Below are 26,498 nucleotides of genomic sequence, written 5' to 3'. Positions count from 1 at the left end.
AACCTTAACTGTAGGATAATAAGATGAAAAAAACAATTTTATTTGCCATGTTACTCAATATTGGTATCGCCTTTAATAGTTATGCTGCTAACTCAGTTAATCAAGAATTGAATGTCAATAATACTTATCTTCAATTACAAGAATTAAAATATGGCAAAAATTTAATACCTGTGGGAAAAGTTGAAGCCAAAATTTCTGAAACTGTCGTATTAAAACCTGACACAGTACAATTTTCTGTAACTTTACTAACTGATGCCGCAACACCTAACGATGCCTCAGATCTCAATGTAAATATAATGAAACAATTTAAAGATGAATTATTGAAGTTGGGCTTAACTGAAGACAATTTAGAGACAATTGGTTATCAAAACAATGTGAGAGAGATAAATCAAGAAAATAGTCAAGAAAATTCAAAATATCAAGCAAATATGAATATTGTTATAAAGATTGATAATAACGATAGCTTTGTTGATCTCAATAAAATATTAGATAAATATAATATCAATGATATTCATCAAGTAAAAAGCGATAAAGTTAAAAATCTCTATGCTTTCAATATTCGCGAAACAGCCCAAACTTTAAATAACGCCAAAGATAATCTTTATAAAAAATATTCAACCATTACCGATGAATTAAAAAAACTTCAATTAACGAATTTTACCATAACACAGTCAGATACTGATAAAATATCACCGGAAAGAATTACTGTAAAACAATATTATGTTCAGCATAATCTTATGGTCAAAACAACTAAGCTTGACCTTATTGGTAAAATTATTGCTAAAGCTCAAGAATTAAAAATGGTTGTCAATGATGATACTTATTACACCGTTTCGAAAGAAGCCGTTCAAAAAGCAGTTGAAGAGCATGAAGCAATATTATTAGCTAAACTTAAAAATAAAGTTGAAAGACTACTGGCGAAACAATATCTGTTAGGTGCACCAATACAACTTGATATAAGCGGTAGAGAATTTGATTTGCATTCCGAATACAATTCATCTCAACGTTATGCGAAAAGATTGTATGATGATGGAAATATGAGGGCAGATGTTAATATTTATGCTCCAACAGAGTATAAAATAAATCTAATTTTATCAGGTACTTTTGAAACACTTAAACCTATACAATAAACTTTTAAGATAAACCTATTATTAATTGAGCACGCTCTCCTTAGTTAGCTTTTTAACTAAATGGTAAATAGTCGGAGAGCGTTTAAACCCGAATATACTTACCATTTTATTTATAATTTAAAGTATTTATTGTACAAATAGTTTACTACATCAATCATCCATTTTTTCAAGCTACTCTCTTAAAACTTCGATTCATTTAGAATGGCTCTGCACATAAAATTTAGCATTGTCGTAATGGTAGATAATTGTTGAAAAATCGAATGGTTCTCCTGCCGATGTATAAAATATCTCTTCAACACATAACGCCGGATCGCCTGCTTGTAAGCCTAAGTATTCCGCTATTTCAGCGTCTAATTTTATCGCTTTGAAATACTTATCTGAAAAACCAATGCTAATTTTACAGATATCTTTCACATAACTAAATATTGAATGCTCAGCAATTTCTTTATTCAAATATGAAACCAGTTTTTTGCGATAATAAGATTGTTCAAATCCATATATTTCGCCGTCCACATATCGCAAACGCTTGATGTAATAAACGTGTTCATCATCACTACATCTTAGATTTTCTTTTACTTTTTTGTCTGGTTCAATAACATCTACGTTAAATACTTGCGATGCACCAGGAAGATCGTTTAAATCTACACTAAAGCCGTGACTCTCTAGAAAATTGAGATATCCACTTTTTTTAGGCTGTCTGACAAAAATACCACTACCTTGTATTTGATAGATTACGCCATGGCGTTCAAGTTGATTCAAGGCTTTAATAATGGTTGTCCGACTGACTTGATATTGGTTAATTAACCCTTCAATATTGGGTAATTGGGTATCTTTTGGCAATTTTTGTTGATAAATTGTTCGTTTAATTTTTTCTGCAACATCCTGATATTTTAACATTTATTTCCCTTCTCTGTTTTTTAGATAGGCATATCCCATTTTATACAGGTTATTTTAATATTAAAGCAAACAAATTTAAAATTAGATCTAGATCACAAACAATAAAATTGGTAATTAACAATTTTCAATTTGTCGATAAGATAAGCTAACTGTATTTTTTATAAGGAACTTTAAACAATGTCATCAAAGATTCGAGACTATAATAAGTTGGCTGTTGATATTTTGAATGAGCTGGGTGGTGAAGATAATATTGTCACAGTCGCTCGTTGTGCAACACGTTTACGTTTGGTAACCCAAAAAACACCCGAAAATGCTAAAGAAAATATTGCTAAATTCCCTGGCGTCATAACCGTTGTTGAAAAAGGTGGACAAATTCAGGTGGTGATTGGCACAAATGTCGATAAGGTCTACAATGCTTTTATACAATTAATTAAAACAGATAATAAAGTTGCAAGTTCCGAAAATAAAAATATATTAAATCTTATCATTGCAACTATGTCAGCCGTTTTTGCGCCTTTCGTTTATGTTTTAGCCGCATCGGGAATATTACAAGGGATTCTAATCTTAATTAAATTAGCCTTTCCTGATTTCGGAACGACAGGCACTTACCAAGTATTCAATTTCATTTCGTGGGCACCCTTCGCCTTTTTACCTATTTTTATTGCGATTACAGCATCACAACATTTTCGCTGTAATATTTATATCGCCGTGGCGTGTTGTGCAGCCTTGTTATCACCAACCTGGGCTGAATTAGCGGCGCTCATTAAATCAGGACAAGAAGTTAATTTATTTGGTTTGGCATTGTCTGAAACTACTTATACATCTACGGTTTTACCCCCTTTATTCTTAGTTTGGTTGTTATCTTATTTAGAACGATTTTTAGAGCCACGTTTACATAGCATCATCAAACCACTCCTGATGCCTCTTATTTGCTTAGTCATTATGGTTCCGCTTACTTTGCTTGCAATCGGTCCGCTGACTGCAAATGCTGCACATTATATTGCTAATGGGTATAACTGGATTGTTAATCTTGCACCATCTGTGGCAGGTGGATTAATCGGTGCAGTTTGGCAAATATTTGTTATTTTCGGTGTTCATTGGGGAATCACCCCCGTTATCATTGAAAATATTAATCAATACGGTCAAGATTCATTCCAAGCTTTCCAAACAATTGCTGTTATTGGTCAAGTGGGCGCGGCGTTAGGATTCTATATCAAAACCAAAAATAAAGATATGAAAGGGGTCTCTTTATCCGCATTTGTTACCGGTATTTTTGGTATTACTGAACCGGCTATATATGGTGTGAACTTACGTTTCAAAAAACCTTTCATTTATGGCTGTGCATGTGCAGCAATAGGCGGAATTGTTGCTGGATTTTTTACACCTTATTACTATACCTATGCCGCTTTGCCGGGTCCGTTAACTATAGTTAATGCGATTAACCCTGAACACCCAGGATCATTTATTGGCGTATTACTTGGTTCAGCAATTGCCCTGTTTGGACCTGTATTATTGATACAAATTTTAGGGACGGGTGAAACAAAATTATCCTCAAACGATTCAATCGAAGATGATACGCCAAATGTTTTACTTGATGAGATTCAAATTACCAGCCCAATGACAGGGAAAGCGCTGCCACTGAGTGAAGTCCCTGATCCTGCCTTCGCGCAAAAGTTAATGGGAGAAGGTATCGCAATTGAGCCAACGGATAATCACGTTTATGCCCCTGATGATGCGCAAATTACTGCAGTATTTGAGCGTTCAAAGCATGCAATTGGTTTGACCTTAAATAATGGTGTAGAACTATTAATCCATTGTGGTATCGATACAGTTAATTTAACAAATAACGAATTTAATTATCATGTATCATTAAATCAACAAGTTAAAAAAGGTGATTTGCTTATCAGTTTTGATCCAGACGCAATTATAAAAGCGGGTTATCCATTAATCACCCCAATTATTATTGTTAATAGTACGCAGTATCAGCAAATCACTTTAACCGATAAAACAGACGTTACAACTCAAGATATCGTATTTGACATTAAGCAATAACAAGGAACACAGATATGAAGCAAAAAAATTTTTTATGGGGTGGTGCATTAGCTGCCCACCAATTTGAAGGCGGTTGGAATGAGGGCGGTAAAGGCCCAAGTGTCGTCGATGTTATGACAGCAGGTGCACACGGTGTGCCAAGACAAATTACGCAAGATATTGAAGCAGGAAAATTTTACCCAAACCATACCGCAATTGATTTTTATCACCATTATAAAGAGGATATTAAACTATTTGCGGATCTAGGACTTAAATGTCTTCGTACTTCGATTGCTTGGACAAGAATTTTCCCTAAAGGCGATGAACTACAACCTAATGAAGAGGGATTACAGTTTTACGACGCGGTATTTGATGAATTAATTGCCAACGGAATTGAACCGGTCATTACCCTATCCCATTTTGAAATTCCTTTGCATATTGCTCGTGAATATGGGGGATTCCGTAATCGTAAAACGGTTGAGTTTTTTGAACGATTTGCGATCACCTGCTTTGAGCGTTATAAAAACAAAGTTAAATACTGGATGACATTTAACGAAATTAACAATCAAATGGATACGAGTAATCCTATTTTCTTTTGGACTAATTCTGGTGTACAAGTCAAAGCAGGCGAAAATCCGCAAGAAGTCCTTTACCAAGTTGCTCATTACGAACTCTTAGCCAGTGCTAAAGCCGTGATCGCGGGTAAAAAAATCAACCCAGATTTTCAAATTGGCTGTATGATTTCTCATGTACCAATCTATCCATACTCATGTAATCCTGAAGATATGATGGCTTCAGAAATTGCAATGCATCAACGATTCTTCTTCCCTGATGTTCATGTCCGAGGCTATTACCCTGCTTATGCATTAAAAGAGTTTGAGCGTGAAGGTTATAAACTTGATATTACGCAAGAAGATTTAGCATGTTTGAAACAAGGCACAGTTGATTACATTGGGTTTAGTTATTACATGTCTACTGTCGTTAAAGCCGATGTCAAAAATGATAACCGTGACAATATCGTCAATGGTGCTTTACCAAATGCGGTTGAAAATCCTTATATTAAAAGCAGTGACTGGGGATGGCCAATTGACCCTGAAGGCTTACGCTATACATTAAACCGTTTATATGATCGCTATCAATTGCCGTTATTTATTGTTGAAAATGGTTTCGGGGCAATTGACCAACTCGAAAATGGTCATCAAATACATGACCAACCTCGAATTGAATATCTCGGTGCACATATCAAAGCAATGTTAACAGCAATGGACTATGACGGGGTAGATGTTATTGGGTATACCGCATGGGGAATTATAGATGTTGTATCCTTTACTACTGGCGAAATGAAAAAACGTTATGGTGTGATCTATGTTGATCGTGATAACGAAGGTAATGGTAGCATGAAACGGTATAAGAAGGATTCCTTTGATTGGTATAAACAAGTCATTCAGACCAACGGTGAAAACTTAAAATAACGACTTAGTTAAGCCAAACTCATTTATGGGGATTTTGTGATATTTCAATCATCCCCATAAATTCAGCTTAACACCTTAGTGCTTTAAATAGCTAAAAAGGGAAGATTAACTGTTTGTCTAATTGTGGATCAATAAGGGTAACATGAAAGCCAATTAACCTAACCCCCCTATCATTTCGTCGTTCTTGCCAAACTTTGTACGCTTGTTCAATCAAATCTTGTTTATCCAGCTTTGCCCAGACATGTTCTTGTGTCGTGAGTTGAAAATCATCAAATTTAAATTTTACCCCTTGTCGGGCAATCGATAAATCTGTTCTGACTTTACTTAATCGTTTTTCTAACTCATCATAAAGTGGATCGAGTTGCAGTAAACAGTCATCCCAAGTATGAATATCATCAACCAAAGTACGTTCAACACCCACTGATTTACGTTGCCTGTCATTACAGACTTCACGCTCATCAATGCCTTGACATCTTTCATAAAGCACTCGTCCAAACTTACCAAATTGATTAAGTAATTTGGTTAAATCATACTTCACCACATCTCGACAAGTAAATAACCCTAGTTCAGCCAGTTTTTTTTCGGTGACTTTCCCCACCCCCGGAATCTTTTTAAGAGGGAGTTGCTGTATGAACGAATCAACTTCGTCAGGTGTAATCACATATTGACCGTTAGGCTTGTTCATATCTGAAGCAATTTTAGCTAAAAATTTAAGTGGCGCAACACCAGCTGACGCAGTTAAACCCAGTTCATTAAATATAGCTTGGCGAATGTCTTTGGCAATTAATGTTGCCGAACCATGGCAAAGTTGACAATCAGTCACATCTAAATAAGCTTCATCAAGTGATAAGGCCTCGATTGCTTGGGTATAACGCTGAAAAATTTGATGAATCTGGTTTGAAACTTCTTTATAAACAGCATGTCTACCCGGAATAACTTTAAGATTTGGACACAGTTTTACCGCTTGTGCCATTGACATAGCACTATGAATACCAAATTGTCGAGCAAGATAATTGGCTGTTGCAACAACGCCTCTTTTTCGTGGGTCACCCCCAACAGCAATGGGGATATTACGGTATCGAGGGTTGTCCCGCATCTCAACTGCCGCATAAAAACAATCCATGTCAACATGAATGATTTTTCGCATAATCTGAATGATAGCATCTAAAATATAACTGTATAAATATACAATATCATACCTTAAATGCTTGTGCAATCAGGATATCAATTACTTAACCAATTTATCAAAATCCACTAAACCTTTTTTATCATAGGGATCGCCAATCCAACGTATTGATGGTTTAAAGTTAGGATTAACTAAACTTTTTTCAGGCTGATATAAATTGTAACTTAAGCCGGCTAAATCAGACCAAGTATGAATTAAATCTTGTGAGCTAAATTTGCGATCAACGTAAGCTTGATAATCATTAGGATGTGTTTTCAACCAACTTGGTGATTGCCAAAGTATAAAGGGAATGGTATACATCGGTTTGGTTGGTGCTTTTTCATTTCGTCCTAAGACATCATACGGTGGTGTTTGATAAACCTCTTCACCATGATCGGAAAAATACAATATAAAACCGTTATCATGGCTCTGTTTAAATGTATTAAACAATGTCGTTATTACATAATCATTATAGCTAATTGCATTATCATAGCTGTTGTAGACTTTGGCGTTATCATCGTCAATATTGAATGGAATGCCTGTCTTATCTTGAAAAACATTATATTCACTACTTTTCGGATAACGAAATTCATATTTCATATGCGTACCAAGTAAATGAATAACGATAAATTTCTTTTTAGCGGGATCGGTTAACACCTCTTTAAAAGGCTGAATCACAGCATCATCATATTGTCTGGCACTTTGATTACGATCGTTATTCATATAATATTGTTTATCTGTTTGCTTAGAAAACATGGTTAACATCGTATTTCGTTTAGTCATTGTTTGTTGATTGGTAATCCAAAATGTTTTATACCCTGCTTGTTTCATAAGATGAATGAGTGAAGGTTGTGTTAAGTATAAATCAGGATGCCGCTCATCGGCGAAAGTCAGGGCTTGTTCTAAAATTTCGATCGTATATGGTCTGGATGAGACAACATCGTTGAAAACCAATAAATTTGGATTTTCTTTTTTAAATTGTTCAATCATCGGGGTAGTATTGCGGTTATAACCATAAATTCCCATTCTTGTACGGGTAGTCGATTCCCCAATGATTAAGACTAATGTTCTTGGTGTCTCTCCATTACTATCTGTTAAATTTTCTAATGAAGGCAAAGATTGCAAATTATTCAAAATATTTTCCATATTAGAAAGTTGTGAACGGTATGCAATATAGCTGCTCATTAATTGCCAAGGTACTGTCGTTTCCATACGGCTTAATAAATGTGCTCCCGCTCTCTCAAAGGAGGTTTTTTTTACCATTACACTGATTACTAGTGGCATCAAAGCATAAATAGCAATCAACAATGAAACTATCCACTTAGTTTTATTTTGGACATAAACCGGTTTGACTTGTTTCCAAAGAAATAGAGCCACTAAAATATAGACGACTAATACGGCAATCAATTTAAAACTCAAGTATTGCTGAATATATTCATTAGATTCATTGAAATTTGATTCAGCCATTATAAAAAAAACACTTTGTGAAAACTCCTGCCGATAAATCACAAAATAAGCTAACGAAATTAAAGACAATCCGCCAACTATAATCCCATAAATGGCTGCAATTTTACGAGTATGATTCGGAAAAAATAACACCGGTATGAGCCAAATTAAGCTATAAATAATGGAATCTCTTAACCCAATAAAATTAGAGTGTCCCGACAGAGAAATATAGAGTTGCAAAGCGGATGAAAAATAGGTAAAAAATAATATAATCAAAAATAACGAGGAAAAACTAAATTTCTGATCTTCTTTCAAATTTTGCATAAATATCAATAACGAATCATGATGAATAAGTTTTTATAAGATACATTGGGTAGATTAATAAAACCTTAAGCACTCACATTCGATATTGAAACTAACAAAAGCCAACGGTAATCATTAATGCTATGAAAGCAATATGAAACATATTTTCAATGAATATACTGCTTAGCTAAAGATTAATTTTAGCGGATTAAATCGACTTCAAGCCTAATAGCTGAGCAACATGTTGATGTTCTGAACAGGTTAACTTTTTGGGTGAATGATTAAAAATAATCTGCCCTTCATCGACAACTAAACATCGTGAAAAATAATACAATGATTCATCCAGATAATGGGACACCATCATTAATGTTAATTCAAATTCTTCACAGATTTGGTTAACTAATTCAAGCATTTCAAAACGTAATGATTGATCCAGCGCTGAAAAAGGCTCATCTAAAAGTAAAATCGGACGATGTTGAATTAGACACCGCGCTAAAGCAACCCGTTGACGTTGACCACCCGATAATTGTTCAGGGTAACGTTGATTAAATCCTGTTAATCCAACTTTTTCTAAAATATCATCAATAATTTGCATTTGTGAAATATTCAGCTTTAAAGAAGGTTTTAATCCTAAAGCGATATTATCTTGAACCGTTAAATGGTCAAACAAATTATTATGTTGAAACAACATAGATACCGGGCGTTTTCCGGGAGTGACATTCGTCATATCTTGATCATCGAGTATTATTTTTCCTGAATCAGGTGAAATAAAACCAGCGATTAAACTCAATAATGAACTTTTACCCGCACCACTTGGCCCAACAATGACGACCCGTTCTTTTGCGGCAATACCAAAATTAAAAAACATTTTAAAATTATCATAATGATAATTAATATGATTGAGTGTGATCATCATCCACCAAAACCAATAAACTAAAAGAGATAATTAATAATATTGCCGCTGTGACACTACCATCTTGATAATGATAATGTGATAGCTGCTCATAGAGGTAATAAGGCAATGTGATGACTGACTGCCCACCAAATAGTGCGATAATGCCAAAATCCCCTAAAGATAAGATAGCCGAAAAAACAAAACTTTTTAACATTAATTTGTTTAACGCTTTATATTCAATCAAATAAAAATGGTTAACCCCGTCAATGCAAAGGGATTGGCTTAATAGCCAATAACGCTTAGTGACATCGAACATGGGGGTAGCCAGACTTTTAATGACAAAAGGTAATGCCATTAAAGCATTACACAATATTAATAAAATGCAGATAAACCAAGTATTACCTGCATACTGATAAAATAATATAAACAGTCCTGACGCTAAAATCATGCTGGGAATCGCTAAAATTAACGAACTGGCTAACATTAATCGATTACTCCAAGTTACCTTTTGATAAATGAGCAATCGACTATTTGTCCAAAGAATAAATAGTGCCATTAACAGGGTTACGATGGCTGACCCCAATGCAATGAAAAGTGAAAACAGTGTTGCATGTTGAAAGGTTGGCGTAAACAGTGACAAACGGAAAAAATAAACACCATCAATCACGATATTTATCAAAGGAAGTAAAATAAATAATCCCCCTATAATAATCACGATTGAACTTAGCAAGGCAGCCAAGCCAGAAACAGGAAAACGGTAGTTTTGCTTTATAAAGCGCATTGTGACTTGTTTATTATTATTAAACTTTTGCATTATTCCCATAAAACCTACACAACAAAGCAATTGCAATAAGGAAAGCAAAACCGCTTGAATAAAATCAAAATCACGAATGGATTGATAAATTGCTACTTCAATGGTGGTATATTTGGGGCCACCGCCTAAAGCCAATACAATCGCAAAACTTGAAAAACAGAGCATAAAAATCAGCGAAGCCATAGGCAATATTTGCCGACGAAGATGTGGCCATTCAACCAATCGAAAAAAAGTGTAACCAGAAAAATTCAATTGAGCGGCTAGCTGTTTCTGTTCAACAGGCACACTCATCAGCGTTCGGTAAAATAGACAACAAGCATAAGGAAAATTCAAAAATACGTGTGCTAATAAAATTCCTTGTAATCCATAAATTGACCATGAAAATGGCAAGCCGATATATCCAACAAAGATTGACAGTAATCCCTGTTGCCCATAAACGGATAAAAGCCCTGTCACAACAACCAGTGCAGGTAAAATAAACGTCACCGGCATTATTCGCAACAATAGACCTTTACCCCAAAACTCAACCATGGATAAAGCTTTTGCCATTAATATAGCAAAGAAAATGGAAAGACATGTTGATAGTGTGGCTTGATAAACAGTTATCCACAAAATATGTAATAAATAGCTGTCAATATAACTGTTTATCTCACCTGAAGTTATTGCGTAATAACCAATGGATAATAATGCACTACCCAGTACAACCACTATGCTACCGGAGGCAAGAATACCCGGTATTAACGTTCTAAAATTCAACATGTTAATGTCTATAATTACTTACTGATCGCTGATTGCCACTCACGAATCCAAGCTTTTTGTCCTTTTTCAACTTGCTCAGATCCAAATTCTAACGCCTTAGTGACAGGCTTTATTTGCTGATAAGCCTCAGGTAATGTCGTTTGAATGATCGGGTACATCACATTCTTTTCAGCAATCTGACGTTGTATTTCAGGTCTAAGTAAATACTGTAAAAACTGACGTGCTAACTCAGGTTGCTGACTGTATTTGATTATACCTGCTACTTCAACCTGACGGTAATGTCCTTCATCAAAAATGGCTGCCTCATAGCGATGATCATTTTTCATAATATGAGCAATCGGCGATGTACTGTAGCTTAAAACAAAATCAGCTTCGCCTTTCAAAAACATACCATAAGATTCACTCCAGCCTTTGGTGACGGTTACCGTATTTTTAGCAATCTTTTTCCATACATTGGCAGCATCATCGCCATAGATATTTTTGATCCAAAACAGTAGACCTAGTCCTGGCGTACTGGTTCTTGGGTCTTGATAAATAATTCGCCAATTGGCTTTATTATCAACAAGTTGTTGCATACTATGGGGAGGATTTTTGATTTTATCTTTGTTATAAATAAAAGCAAAATAACCATAATCATAAGGAAGAAAATCATTATTCCACCAATCAGTGTTAAGATTATCAGGTTTAATGATTTGATGAGGAATAACAATATTGGCTAACTTAGCTTGCTGTAAAATGTTATTGTCTAAGCCTAAAATAACATCGGCATTGGTCTTTTTCCCTTCGAGCCGGATCCGATTTAAAATAGATACACCATCCCCTAACGAAATGATATCCAACTGACAATCACACTCCGCTTCAAAACCTTGCTTAATGGCCTCACCTGGGCCCCACTCAGACATAAAAGAATTGTAACTATAAACGGTTAAAGTTGGCTTAGCATTGGCGGTATCAATCAAGAAAAAAGCTGAAAAAACAAAAAACAAAAGAAGATTCTTACGAAACATTTTGCCTCCAAAATAGTAAATAAAAGACAAAAGGTTTGAGCAGACACAATAACTCAAATCCCTCCGCTGGCATGATCCAGTTCAGGTTCGACGGGTTATGTTAACCAACATTCTCAGCCATTTGGGCACCCCGTTGAGAACGATAAATAGTTTAGTGTTTACCTCATTAATTGTAAACAGTTGTAATTGTGATAGCATGAATAATAACAAGCACGTTTAATCACTGTTAAGGTAAAAAGGTAACGAATTAATGATCCAAAATTAGATAATTTTAAAGCGATTTTAATTGTGTCTTATTATGATTATCACCTAAGTTTAATCACTGTTTAACGGATTGAGTATTCAAGAAATTCAAATAAAAATAAGTTATTAATTAAAAAAATAGTAGATGTTACTCAATTGCTTTGTATATAATAAAAACGTCAGTTATTTGATTTTTATTAAAGGATTAATTATGTCTCAATCTTTCAAGAGCCCTCGCTGGATGCGTGATTTAAATCGCTATCTAAATTCAAAACCTCAATTCGTTTTATCCGGAAACATTCATGATCGACAACAATCGAAAATTGATACTGAAACCATCATTTCCGAAACATTAGTCTTGTCGATTTATCGAATATTAAAAAATGCAAAATTTAATCACGTCTTATTGTGGAATTCAGCTGTTGGATTCGAAGAAATTCAAACACCAGACTTACCCGCAATTAAAAGCGATACGTTGTTTAAACGCCTAAGATTAAATGCTGTTCCCAAAAAAGATTCCGCAAAAATAAATCATTTAAGTAACACGTTAGATCAACTAGTCAGCTATGATCAACAGCCTGTTGCGTTGATAATTGATTATGAATCACATTTGTCTAAAAATCGTCATAATATGAGTTTTAGTGAGCATCAACTTTTTGCGCGTTCTTTAGCACTTTCACAACTTGAATACCCAAAACCTAAAGGTTTAAACGATCGGTTATTTATAAATACCATTATTTGGCTAGTTGAAAAAGAAAGTAATTTACCCGATTGGTTACTCATTAATAACCCTAAGATTCGTCATATTCCTGTGACAGCATCCAGTTAAGCAATCCGTAAAAATATAAATGATGAATAACTAGAGTAGCTCGTTTTTTAAAGGATCATCGCACAAAGCCGGTTTACTTAAGAGGTCATAATGAATTCAAAATAGATTGATGTTAATTTAATATAGATAAATTAAAAACCAATAAGAGTTTTCGGGCTTTTTTTGAATTGTATATTTAACAAAATAATAGATGCCATTTGCTAACCCAAATCGGGCTAAAATGCGTGTTTTCTATCGACTGTATTAAAATTAATCTTTATAAATAATCATTGTCATTCTACAATTCAATATAAATAAAAATGATAAAAATAACATCAACATTAAGTTGAATATAAGGAATACAAAATGGAGTTAGAGCGTCACTGTGGTCATTGCCAAACTGAACGATTCGATAATAAAATACTAAGTAAGCAAATGATCGATGATAAAACATATCATTATGACCTATTATCCGTTTCACTCAAAAATTCTATTGATACAAAACCATTAAAAAAATTTCAATTGATTAGTGAAACTATGCCTATTAAAGAGCATAAATCTAAACTAGGGTTATGGCGATTATCTATACGCGCCAATAATGTTCGCTTACGTGCATCAAATTTACAAATCAAATTGGATGAAAACCGACTAAAAACACTTCAATTAGCCTGTTCTAAAAACCAATTAATGGCAATGTGGACTAAACGCTCATCTTTCTTTCCTGATGCCAATAATCTTGGATTATTATCATTAATGGAACGTAACAATATTAGTGAAGATGATCTAATCATTTTACTCAGTGCACAAGAAGATCAATTTAAAACGGCAAATAACGTCATCAATGAATGTAAACAATTAGCCAATGATTATGATATTGATATATTAAGCGATGAAGAGTTAGCAAATTATTTTAAGCAACCTAGATTAAGACTATATCAACTATTGGATGAGCGAATAGAAGGATTTGCCGAACTGGGTCATGAAGAGCTCGATCAGTGGACACTGCAGTATCGTTTTGAAAAACGTATACCATTTTGTCGGCTCTTGGTTTTATTGAGCATTCCTAATGAACATTGGATTAAACCGCCATTAAAAAAATACTCATCTCGAATTATCGATTTCTTTCATAAAAAAGTATCAATGAGTATCTTGCAAGGCCCGTTAGTTAGGATGAACCTAGGTCGTTTTACACCACGTATTGATCTTAACTTATTAGGAACCGCATCTTTACCGTCAAATAAACTACTTGATCATATTCTTGCTCGACAACCTCGTCAGCAACAAATCGATATTAAAGCCGTATTCGAAACGAATGAACTTCTTGAAATTAAATTACGCAACTTATTTCGGACAACCACTATTTATCAACGGGATACGGGCATTGACAGTCTTTATATGGGCTTTCCTTTTTTAGTTTATCAAGAAACCAGTGGCAATCGGTTACCCAGAATAGCACCATTATTACTTTGGCCCATAAAAATGAATGACGATATAGCATCAATGAAACGACTTACACTCGCCTTTGATCGTCAACGAGAAGAAATAAAAATCAATCCCGCACTTAAAGGGATTTTGGGCAAAACACTTTTTAATCAATGGAAACATGTTTTTGATGACTTATTATTACGTTCAACGTTAAATAGCCTTGAGGTTATGAATGAATTAAAGTCGTTAGGACAAATTTTGTCGAGTCAAATCGATGATTTACCAACATCCTTTGAACCAGAAAAAGGTAAAATCTACTTTGCTTGTTCCGCTGTGTTATTTGATGCCAACTTTATAGGACAATCAATTGGTGAAGAACTTAGTCAATTAAAAAAACTCGACTACGACAACACAGCACTTGAAACCGCACTAAAACTGAAATCCAATTCTCAAATCGATGAGCAAATTGAAAAACCAGACGTACAAAATTGTTTTTTTTCGGTTGCCAGTGACCCAAGCCAAGAAAACGCTGTTTTACAAGCACGATTAGCGCCCGGTTTGTTAATTGAAGGCCCACCAGGAACCGGAAAAAGTCAAACCATTGTAAATATGGTTGGCGACGCAATTGGACGCCATAAAACGGTACTGATTGTTTGTCAAAAAAAAGCGGCCCTTGAAGTTGTTCATAAGCGTTTAACTGCCGAAGGCCTTGATACGCGCAGTATAATGATTAACGATATTAATGCTGATCGCTCCAAATTGATTAATAGTATTCGTCAACAGCTTGATTTGCTGGACAAAAACCTGCCTTCAGATAACTACATTAAAGCGCGCATCAAACTGGCAAAAACAGTAACAAAACTGGAAGCACAGCTCGATCAATATGATGAGGCATTATATACTCAACAGACCCACTTTGGTTTAAGTTATCGGGAGTTAATCGCTGATTTAATCACGATTGCCAACAATCCACCCAAATTAACCGTACCGGAATTAGGCAAAGTATTTCAGAATCTTGATGTCAAACAACTATCAATGATTAAAAATCAGTGTTCACCCTTACTTTCACTGTGGTTACCGGCAAAATTTGAACATAGTCCATTATCAGAATTAACAGAATTTTCAAATGATCCAATTACGATAAATTTATTTAATCAATCACTGACTCAATTTATTCAAGTTGAACACGTTAGAACAGCAAATCTTGATAACCAACCTATCCAATTTGATGTTGATGATCCCCTCCCTCATCAACAGTGGCTTAAAAAAGAGAGTGAAGCTTTTTTAAATATCACGGAAAATCTTCGGGAGCGGCTATTAAAATGGTTACCCTTGTTCAAAATTCAAAATATCCAAACAGGTAATTTAGAAGGTGATAGACTCATCAATGGGTTAAAATTTTTGCAAAATCAGCTATCTTATTTAAACTCAGAGGCTTGGTGCCACCTGTCTCAAAAATTTTGTTATTTAGAGCCAAAGATACTAGAAGATTTACTGAGTAAAGCAAGAAAACTCATAACCCCTAATGCTTGGTACAAATGCCTGAGTTTGCAACGCTATTTAGCAAAAAAAGGACTTTTTAACTTTTTAGCTATGCACGGTGAGGAAGCAAACATTAACCGCATTCCAATGCTTTATGAGTCGCTATTATTGGAGTCTGAATATCGGCCAATTCGCAAAACGTTACTGAGTATCTTTGTTGATTTGCAATTACCTCAACACAATTTAACGCTTAATCTTGATACCACTCAATACTTGATCGAGGAAACATTATCGGAACTTGAAGAAGTCAAAGCATGGGCTGATAAAATTCACCAAGCACCTTATAGTCAGTATGTGGAGCAATCATTATTGAAAAGTAGCGACGCTTTTCAAGATTTAATTAATGAATACGAAGCGGCCTTTGTCCGTTATCAATATCGTCAAGATTCAGAACAACATTTATCCTTGCTCAATCAATTTTTAAATGAAAACCTGTATCAAAACTGTTTACAGGCGATTGTTAAAAATCAACCAACACCTTCAACTATTGACGCTATTTACCATGTTTTACCTTCATTAAAAGCGTATCAATCATTTCGTAAAGAAGCGATTCAATTATCTGAAACTGCACTTGAAGTATTGGCAAAACTAAGACCTTTTGAATCCGAACTAGCCTTATTAAGCCCAGAAAACCAACAATATCAATTTAGACAACTATTGGATTATGAAGCTAAAACGATTTGGAAATTGTACATCGAACAAGAAAACCCGATATTACAGATTGATCAGCAAGTTATCAATCAAACCATTGAACAGCTAAAATCTAACGACGAACAGCTGCATCAACTGAATAAACAGTTACTACTTAATAATATAAAATGTAATCAGATAGCTGATCCCAAAAGGTGGGAAGGAATAACAAGGCTAACAGGTCAACGCGCCAAACGATTACGTGAATTCATCGAGCAAGGTATACCGCTTGGATTAATGTTCTTAAGACCAATTTGGTTAATGAATCCCGACACCGCAAGTCGCTTATTGCCATTAAAAGCGGGATTATTTGATTTGGTCATCTATGACGAAGCCTCACAAATGCCCATTGAATACGCTATACCTACTCTTTATCGGGGCAAAATTGCCATAGTCAGTGGTGATGACAAACAGATGCCACCCACTACATTTTTTGGCGTACAAACAGACGCTGACATAGTCGAAGAGGCTGATGATGATACTATTCAAGCACTATCACAAGAAGTTAACGAAAATCCTCTACTCAATCGTTGGAATTTAAAAGAAATTATGGATTGTCCGGATTTATTACAACTTTCTCGCACTGTGTTGCCAACAACTTATTTACAAATTCATTACCGTTCCGCTTATCGTGAGCTGATTAACTATTCCAATACCGCTTTTTACCATAGCCAACTAAACGTACCTGTCAGACATTCAGCTAAGATCATTAAGCAAATCAAACCACTTGAATATATTTGGGTAAATGGTCTATATGAAGATCAACGCAATTATAGTGAAGCAATAAAAGTTGTTGAAATGGTCGATAACATTTGGAAAAAAGATGCGACTCATCGTCCATCCATAGGCGTTGTAACCTTTAACAAAAAGCAGGCAGATTTGATTGAAAAGTGTTTTTATGAAAAAGCCAATTTAGATAAAAAATTTTCAGACATTTTTGAACAAGAAAATCAACGATTCGATCAGGGTGAAGATGTATCAATTTTTATCAAAAATGTTGAAAATGTGCAGGGCGATGAACGTGATGTTATCATCTTTTCAACGACATTTGGTCGTAATAAACAAGGTATTTTCAGGCGAAATTTTGGCATACTAGGGCAACAAGGTGGCGAAAGGCGCTTAAATGTAGCAATCACCCGAGCTCGCCAAAAAGTCATTTTGATCTCCTCAATGCCTATTGAAGATGTTTCTGATGCGCTAGCCAATAAACGTGCTCCAACCTCCCCTCGTGATTACCTACAATACTATTTAGCTTATTCTAAAGCATTATCTGAAGGTAATTTTACTTTTGCTGAATTATTACTTAACCTGATCGAACAGGCACATAAGCAATCTGATTTGCCAATACCAACACAACACGATGACGGACTGCTTGACGATGTAGAAACTTTTATTCGTTCGCTCAATTTATCCTATAGCCGCCACTCAGGCTGTGGCGTATTTACATTAGATTTTACTATTGAAGATCCGAGCACTAAACTTTATTGTATCGGCATTGAGTGCGATGCGCCAATTCACCCGTTATTATCCAATGCACGATATAGAAACATTTGGCGACAATCGGTATTATCTAGAACCATTCCGCATATATTTCGCCTATCTTCACGTAACTGGTATGAAAATAATGATCATGAAAAGCAACGACTACAACATTATATTGAAAATATATTGGGAACAAAGATCAAGCACACACTCAACGACTAGAATGTCAATCAAATTTTGACTCTGTTTATCACCAAATTGATCGATTAACATCGGTCATTTTTGTCAATCATGCTTTTGATTGAAAAATACCCTAATAGGAAATCAAAACCCTGTTAAACTAAAGTAAACGACATCATCTGAGCCGTGACAAGTGTTTACTTTATCGGTATTATATTGGGCATTTATGATAATTGATTAGGTTTAGTGTGAATATTCAACAATTACTAACTCAACGTGTTTCGCAAGCAATGATAATGGCCGGTGCTGATAATAACTGTGATGCCTTAATTAAACAATCAGCTAAAGTACAATTTGGCGATTATCAAGCTAATGGCATCATGGCAACCGCCAAAAAACTAGGAATGCCACCAAGAGCGTTGGCAGAAAAGGTTTTACAACATCTAGATATTGATGACATTGCCGAAAAAGTCGAAATTGCTGGCCCCGGTTTTATTAACATCTTTTTAAAAAATAGTTGGATTGCTCAACAAAATGAAGTTGCACTGAGTAGCGATAAACTGAATATTACCTTACCTGCAAAAGCACAAACGATTGTTGTAGACTACTCAGCACCGAATGTTGCCAAAGAGATGCATGTCGGTCATTTACGTTCAACAATCATCGGGGATGCCACTGTACGAGTTTTAACTTTTCTTGGTCATAATGTTATCCGTGCTAACCATGTCGGTGACTGGGGAACACAATTTGGGATGCTCATTGCTTATCTGGAAAAAATGCAAAATGAACATGCAAATGATATGCAACTATCCGATCTGGAATCGTTTTATCGAGCAGCCAAAAAACATTACGATGAAGACGAAGTTTTTGCTGAAAAAGCACGTAATTATGTTGTAAAACTGCAAGGTGGTGATGAATATTGTCGTGAAATGTGGCGAAAATTGGTCGATATTACCATGACGCAAAATATTGCGACTTACAAACGGTTAAATGTCACACTTTCCGTTGAAGACACCATGGGCGAAAGCATTTATAACAAAATGTTACCCGGCATTGTGGCAGACTTAAAACATAAAAAATTAGCGGTAGAAAGCGAAGGTGCAATCGTTGTATTTTTAGATGAATACAAAAATAAAGAAGGCGAACCAATGGGCGTGATTATTCAAAAACGCGACGGCGGTTACCTTTATGCAACAACCGATATCGCCTGTGCCAAATATCGTTATGAAACACTACATGCCGATCGCATACTTTATTATACCGACTCACGTCAGCATCAGCATTTAGAACAAGTTTGGACAATTGTACATAAAGCCAAATATGTGCCTGATTCTTTAAAACTCGAACACCATATGTTTGGTATGATGTTAGGAAAAGACGGTAAACCGTTTAAAACACGATCAGGTGATACGGTTAAATTAAATGATCTTTTAGATGAAGCGACTGAACGGGCAAAAGTCTTAATTCAAAGTAAAAATCCAGAACTCACTGAACAAGAGTTAGCACAAGTCGTCGATGCCGTTGCAATTGGTGCGGTTAAATACGCTGATCTTTCTAAAAATCGTACCACTGATTATGTTTTTGATTGGGACAATATGCTTTCTTTTGAAGGTAATACGGCACCCTACTTACAATATGCTTATACTCGTGTGTTATCGGTATTTAGAAAATCCAATATTTCAGAAGATGACTTATCGGGAAGTATTATTTTAGAAACAGAAAAAGAACGCGCATTAGCCACTCGACTAATTCAATTTGATGAAACTATTTCAGTGTTAGCAAATGAAGGAACGCCTCACGTGCTTTGTGCTTATCTTTATGACATTGCAACGCTTTTTTCAAGTTTTTACGAAAACTGCCCTATTTTAACAGCTGAAAATGAAAACCTAAAATTAAGTCGCTTAAAACTGGCTTCTTTGACAGCTAAAACACTGAAAGTAGGATTAGATATGTTAGGCATAAAAACCGTTGAAAAAATGTAATTTCAACAGAATAGATGCCTGATGTTATAACGCCATTCATCACTTTATTAAATCGGTTGTCAACAAAAGTTTTGGCAACCGATTGACCTGATTAAACTGCTCCAAACTTTATCGCATCCGCGTTATTAATATAATATTTCTTGACCAATTTTCTTTCTCACACAATTTGGTTAATCGCTTGTTCGGTTTAATCTTATAACACAGGTTTCACAATACAAATTTCGAGTTTTTCGCAATGCTCTTTAGCAAATGCGGCGAATTCAATAAAATTTGGTGTATGATTGTGCAAATCAATTGCTTGTTTCGAAGCCCATGTTTCAATGACGACATAAACATCGGGATCATCGATGCTTTGATTAAGTTCATAACGAATACATCCCGCTTCTTTACGGCTTGCTTCAACAAGTTTTTTAAAAAGCGTTTGAAAAGCGGCATGATTTTCTGACTTGATTTTTAGCGTAGCAACAATATTTAACTGGCTCATAATAACCTCTTATCTTAGGCAAACTTTATCAACTTTATACTAACATAGGTTGTTTTAACATCAATAAAAAAGCATTATGGAAAATCTCATTTTTTTGACAATCGCTTATTGATAAAAATTAATCCGTTATCCTAATCATGTTACCCAAAATAAAACCAAAATTGTTAATGACCATCAAATGATGACAAGAAAATCTAAAAAATAATACTTTAACTATATCATTTATTTGCATATTTTCACTATTATAACGCTTGATATTAATCAAGATAGGTTTAGAATTTCTGCTACTAAATAACCTGCTAGAGTCTTTAAACTATGAAGCCATGTGAATCAACAATCCAGATTTTAAACATTGTTGGTTTTATTTTTAATCCTCCTTTATGGAGGATTTTTTTTAGCTGTTATTTTTGAATTTTTAAACCAACTTTAGGTAATTTATTTGTAGAGGCATATTATGACAGACAACAAAAAGATGTTATTAACCAGTCGAGATCAAAGTTTAAAAGCATTTTTAATGAACAAAATCAAGCAAAATGGCGGTTGGGTTAATGCACATATGCACGCTGATCGTGCTTTTACAATTACCGTTGACAGTTTTGATGTGTACCAAAAACAGACATTGATTGAAAAATGGGATACGTTAGACAAAGTCAAAGCCGCCATGACCGAAGAAGACTATTATCGTCATTTTAGTATGGCTGTTGAACGAATGATTGAACAAGGTGTTAGTGCCATGGGCTCATTTGTGGATATTGACCCTATCGCTGAAGAGCGTGCAATCAAAGGCGCATTACGAGCACGAGAAACCTATAAAAACGATATCACCATTAAACTGGTGAATCAGACCTTAAAAGGCGTGATTGATAAAGAGGCTCGCTATTGGTTTGATAAAGGTGCCGATCTTGTCGATATTATTGGTGGCTTACCTCGCCGTGATGAACGTGATCATGGTGAAGGTATGGGACTTAAACATCTGGATGTATTAATGCAAACGGGCAAATCTTTAGGCAAAATGGTGCATGTTCATGTAGATCAATTTAATTCATCCGATGAGATAGAAACAGAGCAATTAACAGATAAAACCTTAGAACATGCAATGCATGGTCGTGTAGTGGCAATTCATAGTATTTCAATTACTGCCCATAGCTTAGAATATCGTCAAAAATTATACCAAAAAATGAAAGAAGCCCAAATGATGGTGATTGCCTGTCCGTTTGCGTGGATTGACAGTCCAAGGCGTGAAGAACAAGGCCCAACCCGTAACTCCTTAACCCCTGTTGATGAATTAGCCGCAGCAGGAATTCCTGTTGCGATTGGTACTGATAATGTCAGTGATTATATGCTCCCCTTTTCAACGGGTAATATGTGGGAAGAGCTAAAACTGCTTGTAACCGGATGTCGATATACCGATTTAGATAATGTGGTTAACGTCGCCACTCGGAATGGACGTAAAGTACTGGGACTTGAGTAATTAACGCAAAGCGTTATAAAGCAGCTTGTTAAAGCAGACTATCCCCCTTTAGAGATTAAGATTCCCAACAATGCTGAAATTGTTGGGATTTTTACTATTACTGAACAGCATCAATGATTAACGATGCTTTTATACTGATAAAAAAATTAAGATCCAGCTCGATAATTTGGTGGCTCTTTGGTTATTAGCACATCGTGAACATGGCTTTCTTTCATGCCAGCGCCGGTTATTCGATAAAATTTAGATTGCGTTCTTAGCTCATCGATAGTGGCACAGCCAGTTAATCCCATACAAGAACGTAATCCTCCCATTTGTTGGTGGATGATTTCTTTTAATGGGCCTTTATAGGCAATACGGCCTTCAATACCTTCAGGAACTAATTTATCAGCGGCATTATCAGATTGGAAATAACGATCAGATGAACCTTTCGCCATTGCGCCAAGTGATCCCATACCTCGATAAGATTTATAAGCTCGACCTTGATATAATTCGATTTCACCAGGGGCTTCTTCTGTTCCAGCAAACATTGAGCCAACCATAACACATGATGCACCTGCGGCAATGGCTTTAGCAATGTCACCCGAAAAACGAATACCACCATCAGCAATAACAGGAATATTATGTCGTTGAGCCATTTCAACTGCATCCATAATGGCACTAATTTGTGGCACACCAACACCTGTCACAATACGCGTAGTACAGATAGAACCTGGACCAATACCGACTTTAACTGCATTTACCCCTGCATCGATTAATGCTTTTGCACCTTCCGCAGTAGCAATATTCCCCCCAATAATTTGTAATTCCGGATACGCTTGCCTTGTCTGACGAATCCGCTCTAATACACCTTCTGAATGTCCATGAGATGAATCAATCAATAAAACATCAACACCTGCTTCAACCAATGCCGCAATCCGTTCTTCATTGCCTGCACCAGCGCCCACTGCCGCCCCTACGCGCAAACGCCCTTTTTCATCTTTGCAAGCGTGCGGTTTCTGTTCTGCTTTATTGTAGTCCTTAACCGTTATCATTCCTTTAAGGTGAAATTTGGAATCAACAACTAACACTTTTTCAACACGGTGTTCATGCATTTTTTTCAGCACAATTTCACGTTGTTCGCCCTCTTTTACCGTAACAAGTCGTTCTTTTGGTGTCATGACTGCCGTTACCGGTAACGATAAATCAGTCGCAAAACGAACATCTCGAGCGGTAATAATCCCGACTAACTCTTGAGATTGAGTAACCACAGGAAAACCGGCAAAACCATATTCTTTAGCAAGTTCGATAACATCTCGAATCGTGGCAGTAGGTAAAACGGTCACGGGATCTTGGACGATACCGCTTTCATGCTTTTTCACCCTTTTTACATGGTTAGCCTGAGCTTCGATTGACATATTTTTATGGATAAAACCAATTCCGCCTTCTTGCGCAAGGGCGATGGCTAAATCGGATTCAGTCACCGTATCCATTGCAGCTGACAGCATCGGAATATTGAGTTTAATTGTTTGGGTTAGCTGAGTAGAAATAACAGCAGTGTTGGGTAATACCGTGGAGTGGGCAGGAACTAATAACACATCATCAAATGTAAGTGCTTCTTTAACTATACGAGACATGACAATATTCACCATTGAGTTGAATTGTTGATAAAATATTGCCGATGTATTCTACTGACTTTTGCGATAAAAGACCAGCGGTATTTTGATTCTTGAAATAGTTTGAACAGTTATCCTTCTTATTATTTCATCAAAAATAATTATATCTCATACAAACTAACCTTATAAAAAAAGATTAATGATCAAACAGCCGATTAATCCACTGACAGATATCACTGTTTCGAGTAAAGACCATGATTTCAATGTTTCGGTAATGCTCAGATTAAAATATTCTTTAAATAACCAAAAGCCCGGATCATTTACATGCGAAAAAACGACACTACCCGCACCCGTTGCAATAACCATTAATTCTGGGCTAACACCCGTTGAAGCAATTAATGGGAAAATAATCCCACCTGCCGTTAGTGCTGCAACCGTTGCCGACCCTAAGGCTAATCTTAATAAGGCTGCAATTAGCCACGCCATAACAATGGGGGAAACAGTCGATCCATGCATTATCTGTTCGATATAAACTTTCACGCCACTATCGACAAGAACTTGTTTAAATGCCCCACCACCCCCAATAATCAATAGCATCATTGCAATAATTTTAATTGAATCAACTAAGCTAGTATTGATGTCTGACATGCTACGGCCACGTAATAAACCAAAAGTGAATATGGCTATTAATACTGATATCAGCGTTGCAATGACTGGATCCCCAAAAAATTCAACATAGGGTAGCAACCAATGCCCATTATTTAACGTCATTTCACTTATGGCTCGGATTGACATTAATATAACTGGAATCAATGCGGTAAAAAGACTAACACGAAAACTAGGCATCTGCTGTTCAGTAAATGTTTTAGTATTATATAAGCCTTCTTCAACAGGATGATTAATCGCACGAATAAAAGGTAATTTAGTTAAAATAGGTCCAGCTAGTATGACGGTTGGAATACCTATAATTGTGCCATAAAGTAAGGTTTTTCCCATATCGGCTTTAAATATTTGTGCAATCGCTGTTGGTCCAGGATGAGGCGGTAAAAAACCATGTGTAACCGACAAAGCCGCCGCCATGGGAATACCAATATATAGCGGAGAGATACCTAAGGTTGCTGCTATAGTTAAAATTAAGGGTAACAATAAAACGAAACCAACCTCATAAAACAGAGCAAATCCAACAATAAATCCCGTAAGCGTCACTGCCCATTGAATCTTTTTATCGCCGAAAGTGGCAATGAGCGTTGTTGCTATCCGCTGTGCACCTCCACAATCGGCGAGTAATTTGCCTAACATTGCGCCAAATCCCATAATTAATGCTAAGCTGCCAAGCGTGCCACCGACACCATTTTTAATTGATTTGATGACCTCCATAACGGGCATCCCTTCCAGAACACCGACACTAAGTGCCACCAAAATTAATGCGATAAAACCATTAACTCGTAAAGGTAACATGAGAATCAATAACATCAAGACACCAAAAGCAATAATGATTAATGGCATAATCAACTCCTCTTAATCAACAACATCCAATCTGGTTAAATTGACACAGCTAGACTTAAATACTTTAAACATAATTAGTAAATTGCAAATCAATTAAGATTTGAACACATCGCATTTTATGGGTAAGTACGAATAAATTAACAATAAGTATTTACCCACATAGTAACGATATATGTGGGAATGTTAGAGGAAAATTTACACTATTTATTAGAAATGAGAATAAGATCACACTTTTAAATTTAAACTTCTTTTTGCGCCATTAAAATATAATTTACATCCACATTGTGACCTAATTTGAATTGATTTTTTAAAAGATGATATTCCATACCAATAATGCCTTTAACCGCTAATTTAGATTGCTCGACTAAGTCCATTAATTCTGAAGGTCGAATAAAGCGATTAAAATCATGTGTTCCTTTTGGCACAAGCCGAGCAATGTATTCAGCACCATAAATAAGTAATAACTTTGCTTTGGTATTTCGATTGATTGTCGATAAGAATAGTTTGCCACTGGGTTTTAGCAACTTAGCACAAGCATTAATGATGGAGAATGGATCGGGGACATGCTCTAATAACTCCATACAAGTAATCACATCATAATATTCTGATCGTTCTTCTGCATGCGCTTCAACGGTTTGTTTTTCGTAATCGATAGAAAGACCATTTTGCTCTGCATGCATTTTAGCAACGTTTAAAGACTCATCCGCCAGATCGATAGCGGTCACTTGCGCACCAAGTTTAGCAAGGCTTTCTGATAAGATGCCACCACCACACCCGACATCTAACACCTTTTTGCCAGTAAGAGATTCGCATTGCTGCAATATATAATCAACACGTAATGGATTAATGATATGTAAAGGTTTACATTGACCATTTGGATCCCACCATTGTGCGGCTAATTGTGAGAATTTATTTATTTCGTTAATATCGATATTTTGTGACATGCTGGCGTTTTTAAAGTGTAAAAAATGGGTTTTACTATATGCTAACTCCAATCAATTATCAATAAAATAGCTTACACTGCCCGCTTTTTATTAACAAAAAAATCCACTTAGTTTAAGCGTTCAAATGATATACTTTTTACCAATAAAAAATAGACAATTAATTTAATTCATAAAAACGGTATAAATATAATATAAGGAAGACAAATTATGATAATCGCGCTAAGAACAAA

17 protein-coding genes and 1 riboswitch are annotated in these 26,498 nt (G+C 35.6%); of the genes, 7 read left to right on the top strand and 10 right to left on the bottom strand.

The annotated features are described in order from the left end of the window. Window positions 1–23: 23 nt before the first annotated feature. Window positions 24–1,130, top strand: a complete 1,107-nt coding sequence (locus ACGH4F_RS04275; protein WP_411590131.1) for an SIMPL domain-containing protein — start codon at window positions 24–26, stop codon at window positions 1,128–1,130. A 192-nt stretch (window positions 1,131–1,322) separates the two neighbouring features. Here the strand turns inward: ACGH4F_RS04275 and ACGH4F_RS04270 are convergent, their stop codons facing one another. Further along, window positions 1,323–2,027, bottom strand: a complete 705-nt coding sequence (locus ACGH4F_RS04270) for a GntR family transcriptional regulator (protein WP_267359312.1) — start codon at window positions 2,025–2,027, stop codon at window positions 1,323–1,325. Window positions 2,028–2,204: 177 nt separating this feature from the next. On the opposite strand from ACGH4F_RS04270, the gene ACGH4F_RS04265 reads away from it, so the two are divergent. Together ACGH4F_RS04265 and ACGH4F_RS04260 are read left to right on the top strand one after the other, a co-directional pair. Beyond that, window positions 2,205–4,079, top strand: a complete 1,875-nt coding sequence (locus ACGH4F_RS04265; protein WP_267359310.1) for a glucose PTS transporter subunit IIA — start codon at window positions 2,205–2,207, stop codon at window positions 4,077–4,079. 14 nt (window positions 4,080–4,093) lie between these two features. Further along, complete coding sequence (locus ACGH4F_RS04260) at window positions 4,094–5,530, top strand: 6-phospho-beta-glucosidase (RefSeq protein WP_411590129.1); 1,437 nt, start codon at window positions 4,094–4,096, stop codon at window positions 5,528–5,530. 91 nt (window positions 5,531–5,621) lie between these two features. Here the strand turns inward: ACGH4F_RS04260 and dinB are convergent, their stop codons facing one another. From dinB to thiB, 5 genes are all read right to left on the bottom strand, one after another. After that, a complete protein-coding gene (gene dinB, locus ACGH4F_RS04255) occupies window positions 5,622–6,677 on the bottom strand; it encodes a DNA polymerase IV (protein WP_267352172.1) in 1,056 nt (351 codons plus the stop codon). 81 nt (window positions 6,678–6,758) lie between these two features. Further along, window positions 6,759–8,465, bottom strand: coding sequence for a phosphoethanolamine transferase CptA (cptA, locus tag ACGH4F_RS04250; protein WP_411590128.1), 1,707 nt, complete (start codon window positions 8,463–8,465; stop codon window positions 6,759–6,761). Between the two features lie 187 nt (window positions 8,466–8,652). Next, window positions 8,653–9,312 carry a thiamine ABC transporter ATP-binding protein gene (thiQ, locus tag ACGH4F_RS04245; RefSeq protein ID WP_267352174.1) on the bottom strand — a complete coding sequence of 220 codons (660 nt, stop codon included), beginning with the start codon at window positions 9,310–9,312 and terminating at the stop codon, window positions 8,653–8,655. A gap of 22 nt (window positions 9,313–9,334) precedes the next feature. Then, window positions 9,335–10,912: a thiamine/thiamine pyrophosphate ABC transporter permease gene (gene thiP / locus ACGH4F_RS04240; RefSeq protein WP_411590127.1), complete on the bottom strand. Its 1,578-nt coding sequence runs from the start codon at window positions 10,910–10,912 to the stop codon at window positions 9,335–9,337. A gap of 14 nt (window positions 10,913–10,926) precedes the next feature. Then, window positions 10,927–11,919, bottom strand: coding sequence for a thiamine ABC transporter substrate binding subunit (thiB, locus tag ACGH4F_RS04235; protein ID WP_411590125.1), 993 nt, complete (start codon window positions 11,917–11,919; stop codon window positions 10,927–10,929). Window positions 11,920–11,959: 40 nt separating this feature from the next. Then, window positions 11,960–12,062, bottom strand: a riboswitch (TPP riboswitch). Between the two features lie 311 nt (window positions 12,063–12,373). Here thiB and ACGH4F_RS04230 point away from each other — a divergent pair. From ACGH4F_RS04230 to argS, 3 genes are all read left to right on the top strand, one after another. Next, entirely contained in the window at window positions 12,374–12,991 is a 618-nt protein-coding gene (locus tag ACGH4F_RS04230; protein ID WP_411590123.1) for a hypothetical protein, read from the top strand. 345 nt (window positions 12,992–13,336) lie between these two features. Next, window positions 13,337–18,331 carry an AAA domain-containing protein gene (locus tag ACGH4F_RS04225; protein WP_411590121.1) on the top strand — a complete coding sequence of 1,665 codons (4,995 nt, stop codon included), beginning with the start codon at window positions 13,337–13,339 and terminating at the stop codon, window positions 18,329–18,331. A gap of 206 nt (window positions 18,332–18,537) precedes the next feature. Next, the gene (argS, locus tag ACGH4F_RS04220) at window positions 18,538–20,271 is read left to right on the top strand and encodes an arginine--tRNA ligase (protein WP_267352179.1); all 1,734 of its coding nucleotides are present in this window, start codon (window positions 18,538–18,540) and stop codon (window positions 20,269–20,271) included. 193 nt (window positions 20,272–20,464) lie between these two features. Here argS and ACGH4F_RS04215 read toward each other — a convergent pair whose 3' ends face one another. Next, entirely contained in the window at window positions 20,465–20,755 is a 291-nt protein-coding gene (locus tag ACGH4F_RS04215; RefSeq protein WP_411590119.1) for a putative quinol monooxygenase, read from the bottom strand. A 454-nt stretch (window positions 20,756–21,209) separates the two neighbouring features. Here ACGH4F_RS04215 and ACGH4F_RS04210 point away from each other — a divergent pair, with 454 nt between their 5' ends. Then, window positions 21,210–22,226 (top strand): amidohydrolase family protein, encoded by a 1,017-nt coding sequence (locus ACGH4F_RS04210; protein WP_267377822.1) that lies wholly within the window; start codon window positions 21,210–21,212, stop codon window positions 22,224–22,226. A 146-nt stretch (window positions 22,227–22,372) separates the two neighbouring features. Here the strand turns inward: ACGH4F_RS04210 and guaB are convergent, their stop codons facing one another. From guaB to ubiG, 3 genes are all read right to left on the bottom strand, one after another. Continuing rightward, on the bottom strand, window positions 22,373–23,839 hold the full coding sequence (gene guaB, locus ACGH4F_RS04205) for an IMP dehydrogenase (protein WP_220215297.1): 1,467 nt from the start codon (window positions 23,837–23,839) through the stop codon (window positions 22,373–22,375). A gap of 162 nt (window positions 23,840–24,001) precedes the next feature. Further along, on the bottom strand, window positions 24,002–25,324 hold the full coding sequence (gene gntT, locus ACGH4F_RS04200) for a gluconate transporter (protein WP_411590118.1): 1,323 nt from the start codon (window positions 25,322–25,324) through the stop codon (window positions 24,002–24,004). Window positions 25,325–25,563: 239 nt separating this feature from the next. Continuing rightward, complete coding sequence (gene ubiG, locus ACGH4F_RS04195) at window positions 25,564–26,268, bottom strand: bifunctional 2-polyprenyl-6-hydroxyphenol methylase/3-demethylubiquinol 3-O-methyltransferase UbiG (protein WP_267352183.1); 705 nt, start codon at window positions 26,266–26,268, stop codon at window positions 25,564–25,566. Window positions 26,269–26,498: the final 230 nt, after the last annotated feature.

Source organism: Gilliamella sp. CG35 (assembly GCF_046635745.1).
Taxonomy (GTDB): domain Bacteria; phylum Pseudomonadota; class Gammaproteobacteria; order Enterobacterales; family Orbaceae; genus Gilliamella; species Gilliamella apicola_I.
The sequence above is the reverse complement of the archived record's forward strand: the minus strand, read 5'-3'. Positions and strand labels throughout refer to the sequence as shown.

Coding starts and splice junctions, on each gene's coding strand:
- ACGH4F_RS04215 (WP_411590119.1), bottom strand. CDS start 20,755: ATGAGCCAGTTAAATATTGTTGCTACGCTAAAAATCAAGTCAGAAAAT.
- ACGH4F_RS04260 (WP_411590129.1), top strand. CDS start 4,094: ATGAAGCAAAAAAATTTTTTATGGGGTGGTGCATTAGCTGCCCACCAA.
- dinB (WP_267352172.1), bottom strand. CDS start 6,677: ATGCGAAAAATCATTCATGTTGACATGGATTGTTTTTATGCGGCAGTT.
- guaB (WP_220215297.1), bottom strand. CDS start 23,839: ATGTCTCGTATAGTTAAAGAAGCACTTACATTTGATGATGTGTTATTA.
- ACGH4F_RS04270 (WP_267359312.1), bottom strand. CDS start 2,027: ATGTTAAAATATCAGGATGTTGCAGAAAAAATTAAACGAACAATTTAT.
- ACGH4F_RS04210 (WP_267377822.1), top strand. CDS start 21,210: ATGACAGACAACAAAAAGATGTTATTAACCAGTCGAGATCAAAGTTTA.
- ubiG (WP_267352183.1), bottom strand. CDS start 26,268: ATGTCACAAAATATCGATATTAACGAAATAAATAAATTCTCACAATTA.
- ACGH4F_RS04265 (WP_267359310.1), top strand. CDS start 2,205: ATGTCATCAAAGATTCGAGACTATAATAAGTTGGCTGTTGATATTTTG.
- thiQ (WP_267352174.1), bottom strand. CDS start 9,312: ATGTTTTTTAATTTTGGTATTGCCGCAAAAGAACGGGTCGTCATTGTT.
- ACGH4F_RS04230 (WP_411590123.1), top strand. CDS start 12,374: ATGTCTCAATCTTTCAAGAGCCCTCGCTGGATGCGTGATTTAAATCGC.
- thiP (WP_411590127.1), bottom strand. CDS start 10,912: ATGTTGAATTTTAGAACGTTAATACCGGGTATTCTTGCCTCCGGTAGC.
- gntT (WP_411590118.1), bottom strand. CDS start 25,324: ATGCCATTAATCATTATTGCTTTTGGTGTCTTGATGTTATTGATTCTC.
- ACGH4F_RS04225 (WP_411590121.1), top strand. CDS start 13,337: ATGGAGTTAGAGCGTCACTGTGGTCATTGCCAAACTGAACGATTCGAT.
- ACGH4F_RS04275 (WP_411590131.1), top strand. CDS start 24: ATGAAAAAAACAATTTTATTTGCCATGTTACTCAATATTGGTATCGCC.
- thiB (WP_411590125.1), bottom strand. CDS start 11,919: ATGTTTCGTAAGAATCTTCTTTTGTTTTTTGTTTTTTCAGCTTTTTTC.
- cptA (WP_411590128.1), bottom strand. CDS start 8,465: ATGCAAAATTTGAAAGAAGATCAGAAATTTAGTTTTTCCTCGTTATTT.